The sequence below is a fragment of the Pseudofrankia coriaricola genome (assembly GCF_032027725.1).
GTDB lineage: Bacteria > Actinomycetota > Actinomycetes > Frankiales > Frankiaceae > Pseudofrankia.
In genome coordinates this window covers 1-16498 of record NZ_JASNFO010000118.1, presented here as the reverse complement: position 1 = coordinate 16498, position 16498 = coordinate 1, and the positions used below count along the sequence as shown (strand labels likewise).

General features: G+C 71.3%; 17 protein-coding genes. 9 read left to right on the top strand and 8 right to left on the bottom strand.

What is annotated here, in order from left to right:
- Window positions 1–97 precede the first annotated feature (97 nt).
- Window positions 98–598: a TetR/AcrR family transcriptional regulator gene (locus QOZ89_RS42050; RefSeq protein ID WP_491677135.1), complete on the top strand. Its 501-nt coding sequence runs from the start codon at window positions 98–100 to the stop codon at window positions 596–598.
- A gap of 104 nt (window positions 599–702) precedes the next feature.
- Here QOZ89_RS42050 and QOZ89_RS42045 read toward each other — a convergent pair whose 3' ends face one another.
- The 3 genes from QOZ89_RS42045 to nadA all read right to left on the bottom strand — a co-directional run bounded on the left by QOZ89_RS42045 (window position 703) and on the right by nadA (window position 3620).
- Window positions 703–1665, bottom strand: a complete 963-nt coding sequence (locus QOZ89_RS42045; RefSeq protein ID WP_071048984.1) for an aldo/keto reductase family protein — start codon at window positions 1663–1665, stop codon at window positions 703–705.
- Window positions 1666–1803: 138 nt separating this feature from the next.
- Window positions 1804–2430, bottom strand: a complete 627-nt coding sequence (locus QOZ89_RS42040) for a DUF3043 domain-containing protein (protein WP_071048985.1) — start codon at window positions 2428–2430, stop codon at window positions 1804–1806.
- On the bottom strand, window positions 2430–3620 hold the full coding sequence (gene nadA / locus QOZ89_RS42035; RefSeq protein WP_071048986.1) for a quinolinate synthase NadA: 1191 nt from the start codon (window positions 3618–3620) through the stop codon (window positions 2430–2432). Before nadA ends, QOZ89_RS42040 begins: the two co-directional genes overlap by 1 nt.
- Window positions 3621–4608: 988 nt before the next feature.
- Between nadA and erpA the strand changes: the two genes are divergently transcribed.
- Window positions 4609–4974 (top strand): iron-sulfur cluster insertion protein ErpA, encoded by a 366-nt coding sequence (gene erpA, locus QOZ89_RS42030; protein ID WP_071048987.1) that lies wholly within the window; start codon window positions 4609–4611, stop codon window positions 4972–4974.
- A 158-nt stretch (window positions 4975–5132) separates the two neighbouring features.
- A complete protein-coding gene (locus QOZ89_RS42025) occupies window positions 5133–6116 on the top strand; it encodes a carbohydrate kinase family protein (protein ID WP_312629757.1) in 984 nt (327 codons plus the stop codon).
- Between the two features lie 166 nt (window positions 6117–6282).
- On the opposite strand, the gene QOZ89_RS42020 is transcribed toward QOZ89_RS42025, so the two are convergent.
- Complete coding sequence (locus QOZ89_RS42020) at window positions 6283–6543, bottom strand: sulfurtransferase TusA family protein (RefSeq protein ID WP_312629755.1); 261 nt, start codon at window positions 6541–6543, stop codon at window positions 6283–6285.
- A gap of 135 nt (window positions 6544–6678) precedes the next feature.
- A complete protein-coding gene (locus tag QOZ89_RS42015; RefSeq protein ID WP_312629754.1) occupies window positions 6679–7923 on the bottom strand; it encodes a cysteine desulfurase family protein in 1245 nt (414 codons plus the stop codon).
- Window positions 7924–8285: 362 nt separating this feature from the next.
- Between QOZ89_RS42015 and ctaC the strand changes: the two genes are divergently transcribed.
- The 3 genes from ctaC to QOZ89_RS42000 are packed head-to-tail and all read left to right on the top strand — an operon-like array spanning window position 8286 to window position 11494.
- Window positions 8286–9386 carry an aa3-type cytochrome oxidase subunit II gene (gene ctaC, locus QOZ89_RS42010; RefSeq protein WP_312629752.1) on the top strand — a complete coding sequence of 367 codons (1101 nt, stop codon included), beginning with the start codon at window positions 8286–8288 and terminating at the stop codon, window positions 9384–9386.
- Entirely contained in the window at window positions 9383–11080 is a 1698-nt protein-coding gene (ctaD, locus tag QOZ89_RS42005) for an aa3-type cytochrome oxidase subunit I (protein WP_071048990.1), read from the top strand. Before ctaC ends, ctaD begins: the two co-directional genes overlap by 4 nt.
- 12 nt (window positions 11081–11092) lie before the next feature.
- On the top strand, window positions 11093–11494 hold the full coding sequence (locus QOZ89_RS42000; RefSeq protein ID WP_071048991.1) for a cytochrome c oxidase subunit 4: 402 nt from the start codon (window positions 11093–11095) through the stop codon (window positions 11492–11494).
- A gap of 145 nt (window positions 11495–11639) precedes the next feature.
- Here the strand turns inward: QOZ89_RS42000 and QOZ89_RS41995 are convergent, their stop codons facing one another.
- From QOZ89_RS41995 to QOZ89_RS41985, 3 genes are all read right to left on the bottom strand, one after another.
- Window positions 11640–12035 carry a type II toxin-antitoxin system PemK/MazF family toxin gene (locus QOZ89_RS41995; protein WP_312629746.1) on the bottom strand — a complete coding sequence of 132 codons (396 nt, stop codon included), beginning with the start codon at window positions 12033–12035 and terminating at the stop codon, window positions 11640–11642.
- A gap of 247 nt (window positions 12036–12282) precedes the next feature.
- Window positions 12283–13368, bottom strand: coding sequence for an anthranilate phosphoribosyltransferase (trpD, locus tag QOZ89_RS41990; protein ID WP_071048993.1), 1086 nt, complete (start codon window positions 13366–13368; stop codon window positions 12283–12285).
- Window positions 13365–13802: a response regulator transcription factor gene (locus QOZ89_RS41985; RefSeq protein WP_071049014.1), complete on the bottom strand. Its 438-nt coding sequence runs from the start codon at window positions 13800–13802 to the stop codon at window positions 13365–13367. The genes trpD and QOZ89_RS41985 overlap by 4 nt, the downstream gene beginning before the upstream one ends.
- 401 nt (window positions 13803–14203) lie before the next feature.
- Here QOZ89_RS41985 and QOZ89_RS41980 point away from each other — a divergent pair, with 401 nt between their 5' ends.
- The 3 genes from QOZ89_RS41980 (at window position 14204) to QOZ89_RS41970 (ending at window position 16138) form a co-directional block, all read left to right on the top strand.
- Window positions 14204–14644: a Fur family transcriptional regulator gene (locus QOZ89_RS41980; RefSeq protein WP_071048994.1), complete on the top strand. Its 441-nt coding sequence runs from the start codon at window positions 14204–14206 to the stop codon at window positions 14642–14644.
- Window positions 14645–14710: 66 nt separating this feature from the next.
- Entirely contained in the window at window positions 14711–15145 is a 435-nt protein-coding gene (locus tag QOZ89_RS41975; protein WP_071048995.1) for a rubrerythrin family protein, read from the top strand.
- A gap of 396 nt (window positions 15146–15541) precedes the next feature.
- On the top strand, window positions 15542–16138 hold the full coding sequence (locus tag QOZ89_RS41970) for a DUF3501 family protein (RefSeq protein WP_312629742.1): 597 nt from the start codon (window positions 15542–15544) through the stop codon (window positions 16136–16138).
- Window positions 16139–16498: the final 360 nt, after the last annotated feature.

Below are 16498 nucleotides of genomic sequence, written 5' to 3'. Positions count from 1 at the left end.
CGCCACCACGACGGCGGGGGGCGTCGGCGGGGAGCTGGCCGGGCTGCCGCTGGCGCGGATCGCGGCGCGGCCGGAGCCGGCGGGACGGTCGGAGCGGGTGCGCGAGATCGTCGCCGCCGGGCTCGCGGTGCTGGCGGCGGAGGGGGCGGACGCGTTGACGATGCGCCGTCTCGGTGACGAGGTCGGTATCAGGGCGGCGTCGCTCTACAAGCACCTGCCCGGCAAGCCGGCGCTGGAGGCGGCGCTCGTCGAGACCGGCCTGTTCGAGATGGGCGACGCGCTGCACGCCGTCGTCGACTCGGCGAGCGCCGCGGGTGTCGTCACCGCGCTCCTGGCCGAGTACCGGCGGTTCGCGCTCATGAGCGCCAACCTCTACCGGCTCGCCACCTCCGGCCGCATCGACCGGAGCCTGCTGACCCCCGGTCTGGACGGCTGGTCCGGCGAGCCGTTCTACCGGGCGACCGGCGACCCCTGGGTCGCCCAGGCGCTGTTCGCCGCCGCCCACGGCGCGGTGATCCTGGAAATGGACAGTGCCTACTCCGACATGTCCGACCTGGACGCGACCTGGCGCGCACTCGCCAGGGCTTTCACCGGCTGACCGCTGGCCGCCGTTCGCGGCGAAGTCCTCGTACCCGCCACGCGCGGCTGTGGTGGCCGGCCGGCATACGGACCGGGCCGGCCACCACAGCCGCGCGTGCCTGGCTAGGACTCGGCGACGCCGCCGAGTGCCTCGTCGATGCGGGCGAGGGCCTCCGGGGCGAGAGTGACGCCGGCGGCCTTGACGTTCTCGCGGACCTGCTCGGGCCGGGATGCGCCGATGATCGCGGACGCGACGTTGTCGTTCTGCAGCACCCACGCGACGGCCAGTTGGGCGAGCGAGAGCCCGGCCTCGTCGGCGATCGGGCGCAGGTTCTGCACGGCGGTCAGCACATCGTCGCCCATCAGGCGCTGGATGAAGCCGGAGCCGGTGGCGCCGGTGGCGCGGCTGCCGGGGGGCGGAGGCTGCCCTGGAAGGTACTTACCGGTCAGCACGCCCTGCGCGATCGGCGACCAGACGATCTGCGAGACACCCGCCTTCGCGGACGCCGGCACGATCTCGGCCTCGATCGTGCGCACGAGCGCCGAGTACTGCGGCTGGTTGGAGATGATCCGGTCCAGGCCCAGCTCCCCGGCCAGCCGCACCGCCTCGGTGATCTGTTCGGCGGACCACTCGGAGACGCCGATGTAGAGCGTCTTGCCGGTGCGCACCAGGTCGTCGAACGCCCGAAGTGTCTCCTCGAGCGGCACCGTCGGGTCGTAGCGGTGCGCCTGGTACAGGTCGACGTAGTCGGTGCGCAGCCGCTTCAGCGACGCGTTCATCGACTCGATGATGTGCTTCCGGCCCAGGCCCCTGTCGTTCTGGCCGGGGCCCGTCGGCCAGAAGACCTTGGTCGCGAGCTCGTAGGACTCGCGCCGGACGCCGGCGAGCGCCTCGCCCAGCACGGCCTCGGCCCGCCCGCCGGCGTAGACGTCGGCGGTGTCGAAGGTTGTGATGCCTTCGTCGAAGGCTGCGCGCACGCAGGCGATCGCCTGCTCGGCCTCGATCTGGTCACCATGGGTGATCCAGTTTCCGTATGCGATCTGGCTAACGGTCAGGCCGCTGCGCCCTAGGCGTCGATACTCCACCCCGCCGACTCTAGGACTTCTACAGGAGACCGAACGTCGCGGTTCCCGCCCTGCGCAGGTCGCCTGGAACCAGGCGGGTCAGGGCGCTCCGCGCCAGCTCCACCGCCTGTGACGTCGCCCCGGGTGCTGTGTGACGGCTTAGCGCCCCGCCTTTCCGCGGGAGACGCGGGGCGGTGGCATGCGCCAGCGGCGCGGGACCAGCGAGCGCTGCACCGCATACGCGCGGACCTTCACCCGCGAGTCCGGGTAGCGTTCCTGGACCGCCTTGCTGACCTTGCGGGCCAGGAAGAAGCCGTCGATGACCACGGCGGCGATGCCGAGGATCATCACGTAGACGGCGACCAGCCGCACGTAGCCGTTCGGCACGATCCCGCCGACGAAGTAGACGACGATCGCGAACAGGAACAGCGAGCCGGCGTTGATCCGGCTGTCCACGACGTCGCGGGCCAGCACCCGCTCCGGCACGCGCTCCCGCGCGGGCATCTTCGACAGGTCGCCGGAACGCAGTGCGGCCCGCTGCTCGGCCATCGCGCGGCGACGCTCGCCGCGGTCGCGCTGGCGCCCATCCTTGGTGTTCGCCGAGGGGCTGAAGGCGCCGACCGTCGAGCGGGCCGCGCGCGCCTGCGAACGCTTCGGCGTCGGCCGGCCCTTCTTGGCCGTCATCCGCGCTTCCGTCGTGGGGGCGAGCTCGTCCACGTCGACCGTCGCGCCGGAGTCCTCCGGCTCGGCGTCGCGCGACCGCTTTCTGAGGCCGATCGTGGCCATTACGGGAGAGTCAACATCTGGTCGAGGGCCTTTCGGGCATATGTGGCCACGTCCGGCGCGACCGTGATCCGGTTGACCGGCTCGCCGCGGACGAGGGACTCCAGCGCCCACACGAGGTGTGGCATGTCGATGCGGTTCATTGTGGAACAGAAACACACGGTGCGGTCCAGGAAGACGATGTTCTTGTCGGGGTGGCGGTTCGCGAGCCGCTGTACGAGGTTGAGCTCGGTGCCGATCGCGAACGACGAACCGGCCGGGGCCGCGTCCACCACCTTGATGATGTACTCCGTCGATCCGACCAGGTCGGCGGCGGTCACCACCTCGCGCTTGCACTCGGGGTGTACCAGGACAGTTACCCCGGGAACCCGCGCTCGCACCTCGTCGACGCAGTTCCGGCTGAACCGGCCGTGCACCGAGCAGTGGCCCCGCCAGAGGATCATCTTCGCGTCCCGCAGCTGGGCGGGGGTGAGCCCACCGTTCGGGCGGTGCGGGTCGTAGACGACGCAGTCGGCCTCGGTCATCCCCAGCTCGCCGATCGCGGTGTTGCGGCCCAGGTGCTGGTCGGGCAGGAACAGCGCACGCTGCCCGCCGCGCTCCGGGCCGAACGCCCAGTCGAGCGCGCGCCGAGCGTTCGAGGACGTGCAGACAGTGCCGTCGTGGCGGCCGGTAAACGCCTTGATCGCGGCCGAGGAGTTCATGTAGGTCACCGGCACCGTGCCCTCGGCCGCGCCCGCGTCGAGCAGGTCGTCCCAGGCCTGCTCGACCTGTTCGGCGGTGGCCATGTCGGCCATCGAGCAGCCCGCGGCCAGGTCCGGGAGGATCACTCCCTGGTGCGGCGCGGTCAGGATGTCGGCGCTCTCGGCCATGAAGTGCACGCCGCAGAACACGATGTGCTCGGCCTCGGGCCGGGCCGCGGCCTGCTGGGCGAGCCTGAACGAGTCACCGGTGACGTCCGCGAAGGCGATCACGTCGTCGCGTTGGTAGTGGTGCCCGAGGACGAAGACCTTCTCGCCCAGCGCGGCCTTGGCCGCGGCGGCCCGCTCGGCCAGCGCGGGATCGGCGGCCGGGGGCAGCTCGCCTGGGCACTCGACGCCGCGCTCGCTGCCGGCGTCCGTCCCGTGGCCGAGCAGCAGGAGGGCCAGCGGTGACGGGGTTACGCCTATGCGTTCCAGGGTCGGGTTGGTCGTCATGGCAGGCCCCCTTGGGTGGCGCGCTGTGTGCGAGGACGGCTCCACCGGTCGGCCCCGGCCGACCTGGGACGCTCCGCACGGCTCCGATGGCTCGGGACCGCGGGCGACGCCGGGCTGGCTCTGGTGATCGGTGGGTAGGTCGGTCGACATATGGTCGAAGAGACTCTAACTCATTAATGGTCGACGAGACACTAACTGCGGCCCGTGGGCCATGTGTGGTTTGTCCGAGCGTCGCTGACCGGTCACCCTCCCGACAGCTCCGGCCGTCCGGGCGATCGCCGGGGGGCTCTTGGCGGAGGGGCCTGAGCGCCTGGGCCGAGTCACCCGAGTTTGCCGAGGGCTGCCGGAGTTCCCAGGGCTCGTCGGGGTTCCCAGAACTCGTCGGGGTTCCTGGAGGGCCCTGCCGGATCCGGGGTTCCTGCCCGATTCGGGGTTCCTGCCGGATTGGCGGAGCCTGCGGAGCCAATCTGGGAGGTCCGGAAGCCGATCGGGGAGGTCTGGGAGCCGATCTGGGAGGTCAGCGATCGGGGAGGTCTGGGAGGCGATCCCGGAAGTTCGTGATGGGCCGGGCCGCCCACACCGGGGCGCCCGTTCGGTGGAGTAGGGGCGTTCGACCTGAGTGAGAGATGGGTCACTGGGGGAACGCGAACGGGCCGTCTGGCTGGGAATGCCTGCCCCGCCGGCACTGGCGCCGCGTGCCCGCGGCCCAGGGAGCGCGCTGGGGAAAGGGCCGGCGTCATGGCCGGCCCACCGGCCGGTAGCTACGATGGGAAGCGGAACCGGGCCGAGGTTGTTAGCGCTGACGACATGACACCAGTGACACGGTGTGCGTCGAGACGGCGTGCGTCACCTCGGCTGAACCACGCGGCGGCAGCGGTGCCGTCGTGGCACCGACTGGGCCGCGTGGAGGGCGCCGGCGCGGCTCGGGTCGCGCGGATCCCCGCGGCGCACCCTGTAGGCACCTTCCGAAAGGGCAGGAGCAGCCCCTATGACCGTCCAGGACACGACGACGGACACCCAGACCCGGCCTAGCCAGGTCATCCTCACCGACCTGGCCGCGAGCAAGGTGAAGTCCCTGCTCGAGCAGGAAGGCCGCGACGACCTGGCACTGCGCATCGCCGTGCAGCCCGGCGGCTGTTCCGGTATGCGCTACCAGCTGTTCTTCGACGAGCGTCAGCTCGACGGCGACACCGTCCTCGATTTTTCCGGTGTCAAGGTCACGGTTGACCGGATGAGCTCCCCGTACCTGGGTGGCGCCACCATCGACTTCGTCGACACCATCGAGAAGCAGGGCTTCACGATCGACAACCCCAACGCCCAGGGCTCCTGCGCCTGCGGCGACTCCTTCCACTAGATCGACTCGGCGCCCACGGGCGCGCCGTTGGCTGATCGTCCGAGAGCCTGGTGTGACGGGATGAATCCCGTCACACCAGGCTCTCGGTTTGTCGAGTCCCGGCCGCGCTCGTGGGGCGATACTGATGGTGATCAGGGGGCAAGCTAACATTGGGCATCGTGCGTATTGCCGTCACCGGGTCCATCGCGACCGATCACCTCATGCGTTTCCCCGGGCGCTTCGCCGAGCAGCTGATCGCCGAGCAGCTCGAGCGGGTGTCGCTGTCCTTCCTCGTCGACGAGCTGGTCATTCGGCGCGGTGGCGTCGCGGCCAACATCAGCTACGGGCTGGGCAGGCTCGGCCTGCACCCGGTCCTGGTCGGCGCGGTCGGTGAGGACTTCGCCGACTACCGCTCCTGGCTCGACCGGCACGGCGTCGACACGGCGTCGGTGCGGGTGAGTGATCTCGCGCACACCGCGCGCTTCGTCTGCACGACCGACGACGACCTGTGCCAGATCGCCTCCTTCTACCCGGGCGCCATGTCCGAGGCGCGCAACATCGAGCTCGCCCCGGTCGCCGACCGGTTCGGCGGCCTCGACCTCGTGATCATCAGCCCGAACGACCCCGAGGCGATGCGGCGGCACACCGACGAGTGCCGCGAGCGTGCCTACCCGTTCGCCGCCGACCCGTCCCAGCAGCTCGCCCGGATGGACGGCGAGGACGTCCGCCGGCTCGTCGACGGCGCCGCCTACCTGTTCTGCAACGAGTACGAGAAGGCCCTGCTGGAGCAGAAGACCGGCTGGTCGGACGCCGACGTGCTCGCCCGGGTCGATACCCGGATCACCACGCTGGGTGCCAATGGAGTGCGCATCGAGCGCGCCGCGGACGGCATCCCGATCCAGGTACCGGTGGTTCCGGCACGCGACACTCCGGACCCGACCGGCGTCGGCGACGCGTTCCGCGCTGGCTTCTTCGCCGGGCGCTCCTGGCACCTGTCGCTGGAGCGTTCCGCGCAGCTTGGCTGCCTCCTGGCGACATTGGTGCTCGAGACCATCGGGCCACAGGACTACGAGGCCGACGAGGCCGAACTGCTCAAGCGGCTCACCGAGGCCTACGGCGCCGAGGCGGCCACCGAGATCAAGGACTACCTCCCGCGGTCCTGAGTTCCATGAGGCCGTGGAGTTCTGAGGCTTGAGGGTTCCGCGGGTCCTCAGGCTTTGAGGCTCTGACGTCCACGTACGCGGCGTGGCGGCGGTGACCGAATCGGGTTCACCGCCGCCCGCCACGCCCGCGGCGCTGCTGACCGTCGGCTGACGCCACCTTCCAGCTTCAGTGCGTCCGGCGGATGAGGTACGCCTGGCCGGTGGGCAGATCGCGGGTGCCGAGAAGCTGCTGGCCGCGCAGGCGGCACCAGGCGGCCACGTCGGCGGCGGCGGCCGGGTCGTCGGCCAGCAGCTCGACCGTGCCGTCGACCGGCACCTCGCCGATTCGCCTGGCCAGGTCGATGATCGGCAGCGGGCAGAGCCGACCCAGCGCATCCACCACGACGTCCGGGGCGTTCAGCGCCGGGTCAGGATCCGCGTCGCTCATGCCCGCTGCCCGCCCTCCTCCGCCTTCCCGGCGTCTCGGTCTTCGGCGTCTTCGGCCACTTGCCTTCCTGGCGTCTTCGGCCACTTGCGCCCTTCCGGCTGTCTTCGGGCGCCTGTGCCGCGGACATCATCGCCGTTACAGGCCCACCGCGCCGGCTCGCTCGCGGATCGCGGCGACGGCGCCCGGCAGGACATCCAGCAGGGCCGTGAGGTCGGCGGCGGTGGAGTCGCGGCCGAGTGAGACCCGAACGTTGCCATGCGACAGGGCGCCCATCGCCACGAGCACGTGGCTCGGCGTCAGTGAGTCCGACGTGCAGCTCGACCCGCTGCTGACCGCGATCCCCGCCCGGTCCAGCTCGCCGAGCAGCGCCTCGCCCGCGACGTACAGGCAGGAGAAAGCGACCAGGTTCGGCAGCCGGCCGGCTGGGTCCGGATCGCCGAGCAGCTCGACGTCGTCGACCAGCGCCGGCAGCCGGGCGCGCAGCTGGGCGGTGAGCGCTCCCAGCCGTTCGCGTTCGGCGGCGAGCTCGCCGGCCCTCGCGTGCAGCGCCGCCGCGGCCGCCACGATCGCCGGCAGGTTCGGGAAACCGGCGGCCCGGCCCGCCTCGCGCTCGTCGGCCGGCATCGGGTTCGTCCAGCGGGTGCCGGCCCGCACCACCAGGATCCCGACACCCGCCGGCCCGCCGAACTTGTGCGCGCTCGCCGTCAGCAGGTCGGCGCCCAGCGCGGTGACGTCCACCGGGATGCGCCCGACGGTCATCGCGGCGTCCGTGTGCAAGGGCACCCTGTCCACCGAACTTCTGTCTACCGAACCTCTGTCTACCGAACTTCTGTCCGCAGACCCTCCTGCGCCCGCCGGGCCGCTGGCGTCCCTGGAACCGGCGGCCGTGCGCAACGCCTCGGCCACCTCCGCCACCGGCTGGATGGTGCCGACCTCGTGGTTGGCGTGCTGCACCGAGACGAGCGCGGTGCCAGGCGGGGGCACGCAGCTCGCCGGGTCCACCCGGCCGTGACGGTCCACATCCAGGGTGCGAGTGCGCCCGCCGGCCCGTTCGTGGCGCTCGGCCGCGTGCAGCACGCTCGAGTGCTCGACCGCGCTGACCAGCACCAGGTCGCCGGCGCGTCTGCGCGCCGCCGCCGTGCCCAGCACGGCCAGGTGGGCGGCCGTCGCGCCGCTGGAACAGAAGGAGACCTCGTCGGCCCGCGCTCCGAGGACCCCGGCGACGGTCTCGCGCGCCGCGTCCAGCAGCATGCGGGCGCGGCGGCCCTCCCGGTAGAGCCGGGCCGGGTCGGCCCAGCCGTCGTCGAGGGCCGCCAGCAGCGCCGCGCGGCCGGCCGGGTGCAGCGGGGTCGTCGACGCGTGGTCAAGATAGGCCGGCACACCCCGACGCTACGACCTTCCCGACGGGGCCAGGCCGCGGGCGTCAATCGGGCCAGGCCGGAGACGCTGATCGGGCCAGGCCCGCGTCGTCGGCTGGGTCACATTAGTGGTCCTGCTGGGCCCCCTGGCGGGGGCTGAGGCCCCGGTTTGGCGACTGATCGTAAATGATCGTTACGCTGTGTTTTCTTCCGCCGGATCGATTCGTGTGAAGCCCGGCGTGGGAGGGCCTCTGGCGAGAACCGTGACGTCGGCTGGGATACGCTCCCGTCACAGCATCTACAGCGTGTCGAAGACCGTGCGCCGGCCCAGGTGACCCACCCTTGCGTGTCCCGGGCCGACGTAGTCGTGGGAGGCAGGACCTGGTGAGGAGTTCCTTCGGTCGGATCCGGCCGGCGCGCGCGGACGCGGGTGAGGCGGGCGCTGCGCGCCCGCCCGCGCGGCTCGGGGCTGAGGCCGAGTCCTATGACGATGGCATGGCCTCGTCCGGGGTCGGAGGAGGTGGCTGGCAGACCTCCCAGATCGGCGTCGCCGATCCGGCAGGGACCCCGGGCGCCGCGCCGATGCTCCGGGAGGCCGCCGACGGCGCGGGCGAGTCAGCCCTCGAGGGTGGCGGTCGCGACGCCGGTATAGCCCGTAGCAGTCATCGCCGCGGGCGCGTCGGCCGCGTGACGCGGCTCGGCGCTGGCCTCGCCGTGCTCGCGCTGACCGCGACCGCCTGCGGCGTGCCGAACTTCGGGTTCCCGGACGGGGTGACCAACCAGACCCCCCGCATTCTGAACCTGTGGAAGGGCTCGGCCATCGCCGCGCTCGCCGTCGGTGTGCTGGTCTGGGGGCTGATCTTCTACGCGATCATCGCGTTCCGGAAGCGGTCGGACGTCCTGCCTCGCCAGGTCCGGTACAACCTCCCCGTCGAGGTGCTGTACACGATCGTGCCGCTGGTGGTCGTCGCCGGGCTGTTCTACTACACCGCCCGGGACGAGACCAAGATTGACAAGGTCTCGGCCAACCCGGACGTCACGGTGAACGTGGTGGGCTTCCGCTGGAACTGGCAGTTCCGTTACACGGACACCGGCCAGAACGGCGGCAACGTCGTCGAGGTGACCGGCCAGCCCGGCCAGCCGGCCGTGCTGGTGCTGCCCGAGGGCCGCTCCGTGAAGTTCGTGCTGACCTCGCCGGACGTCATCCACTCGTTCTGGGTGCCGGAGTTCCTGTTCAAGCGGGACGTCGTGCCGGGCCGGATCAACACGTTCGAGGTCACGCCGACCAAGACCGGCACGTTCATCGGCCGCTGCGCCGAGCTGTGTGGCGCGGACCACGACAAGATGAACTTCTACGTCAACGTCGTCCCCGCCGACCAGTACGACAAGTTCATCGCGGAGCAGGAGGCGGCGAGCGCCACGGCCGTCGGCGCTCCCGCGCTCACCACTGCCGGCAGCGGCACGACCTCCGGGAGCGGACAGTGACGCTTGTGCACGAGCCGCCGGTCGGGCACGCTGGCCCGCCGGCCGACGAGGCGCCGCCCAAGGCGGTGAACAGCCTCCTGGGCTACCTGCGGACGACGTCCCACAAGGACATCGCCCTCATGTACTTCCTGACCTCGTTCGCGTTCTTCGCCTTCGCCGGCATCCTGGCCATGTTCATGCGGGCCGAGCTCGCCCGGCCGGGCCTGCAGTTCCTCTCGAACGAGCAGTACAACCAGCTGTTCACGATCCACGGCACGCTGATGCTGCTGATGTTCGCGACGCCGCTGGCCTTCGCGTTCGCGAACTACCTGATCCCGCTGCAGATCGGCTCGCCGGACGTCGCGTTCCCGCGGCTGAACGCGCTGTCGTACTGGCTGTTCCTGTTCGGCAGCCTGACGGTGGTCGCCGGCTTCCTGACGCCGGACGGCGCCGCGGCCTTCGGCTGGTTCGCCTACGCGCCGCTGAACAGCGCCACCTACTCGCCCGGCGTCGGCGGTGACCTGTGGGTGCTCGGTCTGGCGACCTCCGGTATGGGCACCATCCTCGGCGGCGTCAACATGATCACCACGATTCTGTGCCTGCGGGCGCCCGGGATGACGATGTTCCGGATGCCGATCTTCTGCTGGAACTTCCTGGTGACGTCGATCCTGGTGCTGGTCGCCTTCCCGCCGCTGGCGGCGGCGCTGCTGGCGCTGGAGGCCGACCGCCGGTTCGGCGCCCACATCTTCGACGCGGCGAACGGCGGCGCGATCCTGTGGCAGCACCTGTTCTGGTTCTTCGGGCATCCCGAGGTCTACATCATCGCCCTGCCGTTCTTCGGGATCATCACCGAGGTGTTGCCGGTCTTCTCCCGAAAGCCGCTGTTCGGCTACAAGGGCCTGGTCTTCGCAACCATCGGCATCGGCGCGCTGTCGATCTCGGTGTGGGCGCACCACATGTTCGTCACCGGCGCGGTGCTGCTGCCGTTCTTCGCCTTCCTGTCGTTCCTGATCGCGGTGCCCACCGGGGTCAAGTTCTTCAACTGGATCGGCACGATGTGGCGCGGCTCGCTCACCTTCGAGACGCCGATGCTGTTCGCCCTCGGCTTCCTGGTGACGTTCCTGTTCGGCGGTCTGACCGGTGTGCTGCTCGCCAGCCCGCCGATCGACTTCCACGTCTCCGACAGCTACTTCGTCGTCGCCCACTTCCACTACGTGGTGTTCGGGTCGGTCGTGTTCGCCGCCTACTCCGGCGTCTACTTCTGGTTCCCGAAGGTGACCGGTCGGCTGATGGACGAGCGCCTCGGGAAGATTCACTTCTGGACGCTGTTCTTCGGCTTCCACCTGACCTTCCTGGTGCAGCACTGGCTGGGCATCAAGGGCATGCCGCGCCGGTACGCCGACTATGGCCCGAACGACGGCTTCACCACGCTGAACACCGTCTCGACGGCGGGCGCGTTCCTCCTGGCGCTGTCGACCCTGCCGTTCATGTACAACCTGTGGCATTCGTACAAGAAAGGCCGGATCGTCAAGGTCGACGACCCGTGGGGCTTCGGTAACTCGCTGGAATGGGCCACGTCCTGCCCGCCGCCGCGGCACAACTTCCTGTCGCTGCCGCGGATTCGCTCCGAGCGTCCCGCCTTCGACCTGCACCACCCGTCGTACGCCCCGGGCGGGGCGATCGAGCACCGCGCCACTCCGGAACTGACCAGCTAAGGCGGCCGTGGGATGAGGGTAGAAGGGTACGTCTTCAGCATCGTCGGCGCCTTCGCGGTGATCGTCGACATCATCTACTGGATCTACTCGCACGACCCGACAGGCACCGCGGCGCTGGCCCTGACCGGGGGCATGGGCTTCCTGGTGGGCTTCTACCTGCTGTTCACCGGCCGCCGGATCGGGATGCGCCCGCAGGACCTTCCCGACGCGGAGGTGGCGGACGGCGCGGGCGAGCTCGGGCATTTCACCCCGGGCAGCTACTACCCGTTCTTCATCGCCGCCAGCGCCACCGTCGGCGTCGCCGGCCTGATCTTCGGTATCTGGCTCGCCCTGATCGGCGCCCTGATGACCGTGTTCTTCGTGACCTGCCTGGTCTTCGAGAACTTCTGGCACCCCCCGGTCCCCGAGGACTAGCGAGACCCTGACACCGGGTACGGCAAAGGCCTGGCGGTAGAACACGAGAACTCCGTGTTCTACCGCCAGGCCTTTGTGCTGTCGCGCGCGACGTCCCGAACCGGGCCGCGCCGGGTGGCGTGGCCGCGCTGGCCAGCTGGTGACGTCAGTTGTGGAGCCGGCGGGCGGCGGCGACCACCTCGTCGAAGATCCCCTCGCGCAGTGCCGCGCCCTCGCGGCGGACCTCCGCCGGGTCGAGGACAAGCAGCCGGTCGAGCCGGACCTCGCTCGGCCGGCCCTCGCGGTCCCAGCCGCCGGTGCCGACGTCCATCCAGTGACGGCCGTGGCGCGCTTCCTGCTCGGCGTCCCGGTCGTGGTCCTTGCTGGTGAGCATGAGGCCGAGAAGCCGGCTGCTACGGGTGCCGATCAGCAGCACGGGACGGTCCTTGCCCTGGCTCGGGTCGTCCTCGAAGGGCACCCATGCCCATACGACCTCGCCCGGGTCAGGGCGCCCGTCGCGCCTGGGCTCGTAGACGATCTGGTCCCGCACGTCGTCGATCATGATGCTGAGCCTAGTGGAGGCCGGCGGGCTTCCGCCCGGCTGGCTGGCGCCTTCGAGGAGGCCCGACGCGCGTCCCGGCTGGCGGTGGCCGGGGCGGAGATCGGCGGGTCCGCCCGGCGCGTGTCCGGCGCGTGCTCGTCCGAGCAGCCCGGAGCACGGATGGGCCACGCGGTCCCGTGAGCCACGTCGCCCCGCCGGGCCGGGGCCATCTATGCCTGCCCGGGCCGGCGGGACGCGTGAGCGGGAACTAGGCGGCGGCGGCCTGGCTGGCGGCGGCCCAGCGCTCCAGGAGGGCGGCGGCCGTGCCGGAGTCGACGGCGGCGGCGGCGCGCTCGAGCTGCGCGCGGATCTGCTCGGTCACGGGCCGCTCGGTAGGGCCGTCGGCCGCGACGATCGCGGCGGCGGCGGCGAGCAGCACCGCGTCGCGCACCGGGCTCGGCTTGCCGGCGAGCACCGCGCGGGTGATCCCGGCGTTGAACGGCGCGTCCGCGCCGCGCAGCGCCTCGAGATCCGGCACGTCGATGCCGACGTCGCGCGGGTCGAAGCGCTCCGTGCGCAGCTCACCGTCACCGCCGGTCACCCAGATCGTCGACGTCGCGGACGGGGAGAGCTCGTCCAGTCCGTCGTCGCCGCGGAACACCAGCGCCCGGGTGCCCCGGTCCGCGAGCACCCGCGCCATCACCGGCGCGAGCCGGGCGTCGGCGACGCCGAGCGACTGCGCGCCGGGCCTGGCCGGGTTCGTCAGCGGCCCGAGAATGTTGAACGCCGTCGGCACCCCCAGCTCGGCGCGCACCGCCCCCACGTGGCGCATAGCCGGGTGGAACGCCCTCGCGAAGCAGAAGGCGATCCCCGCCTCGGCGAGCGTCGACGCGACCCCCGCCGGCGACAGCTCGATGACGACACCGAGCTCCTCGAGCAGGTCGGCCGAGCCGCACGACGACGACGACGCCCGGTTGCCGTGCTTGACGACCGGGATGCCGGCGGCGGCGACGACGATCGCCGCCATCGTCGACAGGTTGACGGTGTGCGACCGGTCCCCGCCGGTGCCGCAGGTGTCGACGGCGGCGGCGAGCAACGAGGCATCGGCGTGCACGGGCAGGGCGAAGTCGAGCATCGAGGCGACCATGCCGCCGATCTCGGCCGCGGTCTCGCCCTTGGCGCGCAGCGCGGTGAGGAACGCGGCGACCCGAGCGGGGCTCGCCGCCCCGGACATGATCTGGTTCATCGCCCAGCCGGCCTGCTCCGCCGCGAGGTCCTCGCGGGACAGCAGCGCGTGCAGCAGGTCGGGCCAGGTCTGCTCGGCCGGCGCCCGCGCCGGAGCCGAGGCCGTCACGGCTCGGACGTTCCGTGCGCGGCGTAGGTGACCGGCCGGCGGACAGGCGCGCCGGAGACTCGGGCCCGCAGCAGGCCGACGACGGCGGCCGTCAGCTCGTCCGGGTCGACCGGGTGAGTCACCACCGCATCGGCCAGCGACCATGTCGCGAGCCACCGGTCGTCCTGACGTGCCACCAGCAGGATCGTGGGCGGGCAGTCGGTGACCTCGTTCTTCAGCTGGCGGGACAGGCCCATCCCGCCCTCAGGGGTGGCCTCCGCGTCCAGGACGCAGAGGTCGGCCTCGCCGTGGTCGACGGCGGCCACCAGATCGCGGCCGTGGGTCACGTCGACGAACTCGATCTCGCCGAGCTGCTGATCGGGGAGGGTGCCGATGGCCGCCTTGACGCGCTCGCGCACGTCAGCCCGGTCGGCGTACACCAGGACTGTGCTCATGTCCTGCGCGGCCTTTCGCTCCGAGGTACCGCCGCGGTAGGCGGCGGGGCGGCGCCCCGTCCGTCGCGGCCGGCCGAGGGCGCCGGCCGGGCCGGCATGCCAGCCCGGCCGCTCGCCGCGCCTGCCGGTGCCCGCCGACACCCGCGACGCCAACGGCGCTGGCTTGGGCGTGGTGAACACCACGACGACAAGGAGTCCGGTGCGAGGGTATCGGACCAGGCGCGATACGGTCTGCCCAGCCCGGGGACCGACAGCGGCCCAGGCCATGAGACCCACCTCACCATCCCTCCGTTTGTCACCCGTCAGTGGAGGAATCGATACTGAGACTCGTTCTCAGAGATGGCTTGGCTCGGCCAGCAGGAACCGCCGACCGGCCCGCCATGGTGTGAAGGAGGTGACGCGTGCCGAGCCGGGAGCAGGAATTACGGCTGACTCCTCAGCGTGCCGCCGTGCTGGCGGTGCTGCGGGCGGCGCACGACCATCCGACCGCGGCGGAGGTGTACGAGCGGGTACGAGCGGTCGCGCCGGGCATCGGGAGCGCGACCGTCTACCGCTCGCTCGGGTTGCTGGTCGCCACCGGGCACGCCCTGGAACTGAACCTGGGCGCCGGGGCCGCCGCCCGCTATGACGCCAACACCGACCGCCATGACCACGCGGTCTGTGACCGGTGCGGACGCGCGGTCGACATCGACCACCCCATCCCCAGCGGGATGGTGGCGGAGATCGCTCGGGACTCGGGCTTCTCCATCACCGGCTACGACCTGCAGTTCCGTGGCCTGTGTCCGGAGTGCGCGGCGCCAGCGGGCGCCGTGACCGGCCCGAGTGCGGACAACGGAGCCTGAGGCCCACGCGGGACCGAGGGCGCCGACGGATCCACCTCAGCTCGAAACGACATCGAAGGAGCACGTATGCCGAAGCTCGAGGGCACTAAGACGCACGCGAACCTCAAGGAGGCGTTCGCTGGCGAGAGCCAGGCCAACCGCCGCTACCTGTACTTCGCGCGCAAGGCCGACATCGAGGGCCTGACCGACGCGGCCTCGCTGTTCCGCGACACCGCGGAGGGTGAGACCGGCCACGCCTTCGGCCACATGGACTTCCTGGCCGAGGTCGGCGACCCGGCGACCAACGAGCCGGTCGGCGACACCTCCAAGAACCTGGCCTCGGCCGTCGCCGGTGAGACCTACGAGTTCACCGCGATGTACCCGGGCTTCGCCAAGGACGCGCGCGAGGAGGGCTTCGAGGAGATCGCCGACTGGTTCGCCACGCTGGCCCGGGCTGAGAAGACCCACGCCGGCCGCTTCAAGAAGGCCCTCGACGCCGTGCTGGCCGAGGAGAACGCCTGACCTTCGGCCCGCACCGGCCGGAGCGCCGCACGCCGCGGGCAGTGCGAGGCTCCGCGTCCGGGGTTTCCTGACGGCGCATTGGCGCAGTGCCAACGCGACCACCCCACCGACCCGGGGCCGGGCCAGCCATCGCTGTGTGGCCTTGCCCCGGATCGGCGGGGGAGGGCGCCCCAGGCGCCCGACACGGGGCGAGCGCGTCCAGCGCCTCGCCCCGACACCGTCGCCGCCGCCCGGGCCCCGGTCCCGCGCATTTCACGACCGGTGCCCGCCCGAGCCGGGCCGGCACGCTCAGGTTCGCGTACGCGTGCGGGCGGCTCAACCGTGGCGCGTTTCCCTGAGCCAGGACCGGACCGCGGGCCGCGGGCCACCGTGCCGCTCGCACCCAGGGGGTTACCGATGATGCTGACCGTCGACGACATCAACACCGACCACCAGGCCTACGCGGCCACCCGCGCTGAGACGCGCAAACGCATGATTCCGGTGCGCGCCGAGCGGCGAGTCCGCGTCGGCGACATCGTCGCGTTCGAGTTCGAGAACCTGGACACGCTGCGCTACCAGGTGCAGGAGATGGTCTACACCGAGCGGCTGACCGAGCGGTCGGACGTCGCGCACGAGGTCGAGGTGTACGGGCGCCTGATGCCGTCCAGCCATGCGCTGACGGCGACGATGTTCGTGGAGCTCAGGGCCACCGAGTCGGTCCGCGAGGAACTGGCGCACCTCGACGGCCTGCAGCGCGCGATCTCCCTGGAGATCGACGGCGAGAGCGCGCCCGCCGAGGAGATCCGCGGCACCGAAGAGGACCTGGACATGCCGAGCGAGACCGTCTCGGTGCACATGTTCCGATTCCCGCTGACCGACGAGCAGCGCGACAAGTTCCGCGACCCCGAGGTCGCCGTCGAGCTCGTCGTCGACCATGAGGCCTACAACGACTCGACCCCCATCGAGGGCGCGACCCGCAGGAGCCTCATCGCCGACCTCACCCTGCGCTCCTAATTTTTGGTTTGCTCCGCGCGGGCTGTGTTGCTGGTTCGCTCCGTGCGGGCACGGCGCTCCGGCCCCTTACTCGCTTCGCTCCCAAGGGACCTCCGCGCCGTGTCCTTCTGCGCTCACGTGCGCTGCGGCGACCTCCGCTGCGGCCCGACCACGTCGCTTCGCTCGTGGCCGGGCCTCCGCGAAGGCACGCCTCCGCGCCAGCGCAGTTGCGTTTCGCTTGAACGTCACCAATCCAAGGCCGACCCCGGAACCGTGGTCAGACCTTCGCGGGAGCCACGTCGCTTCGCTCGTGGAACGTCTGGACTGGTGCTGGTCGCGTTCCGTGCCGATCAGGTGCGAAGGCCGCCCACGAGCGAAGCG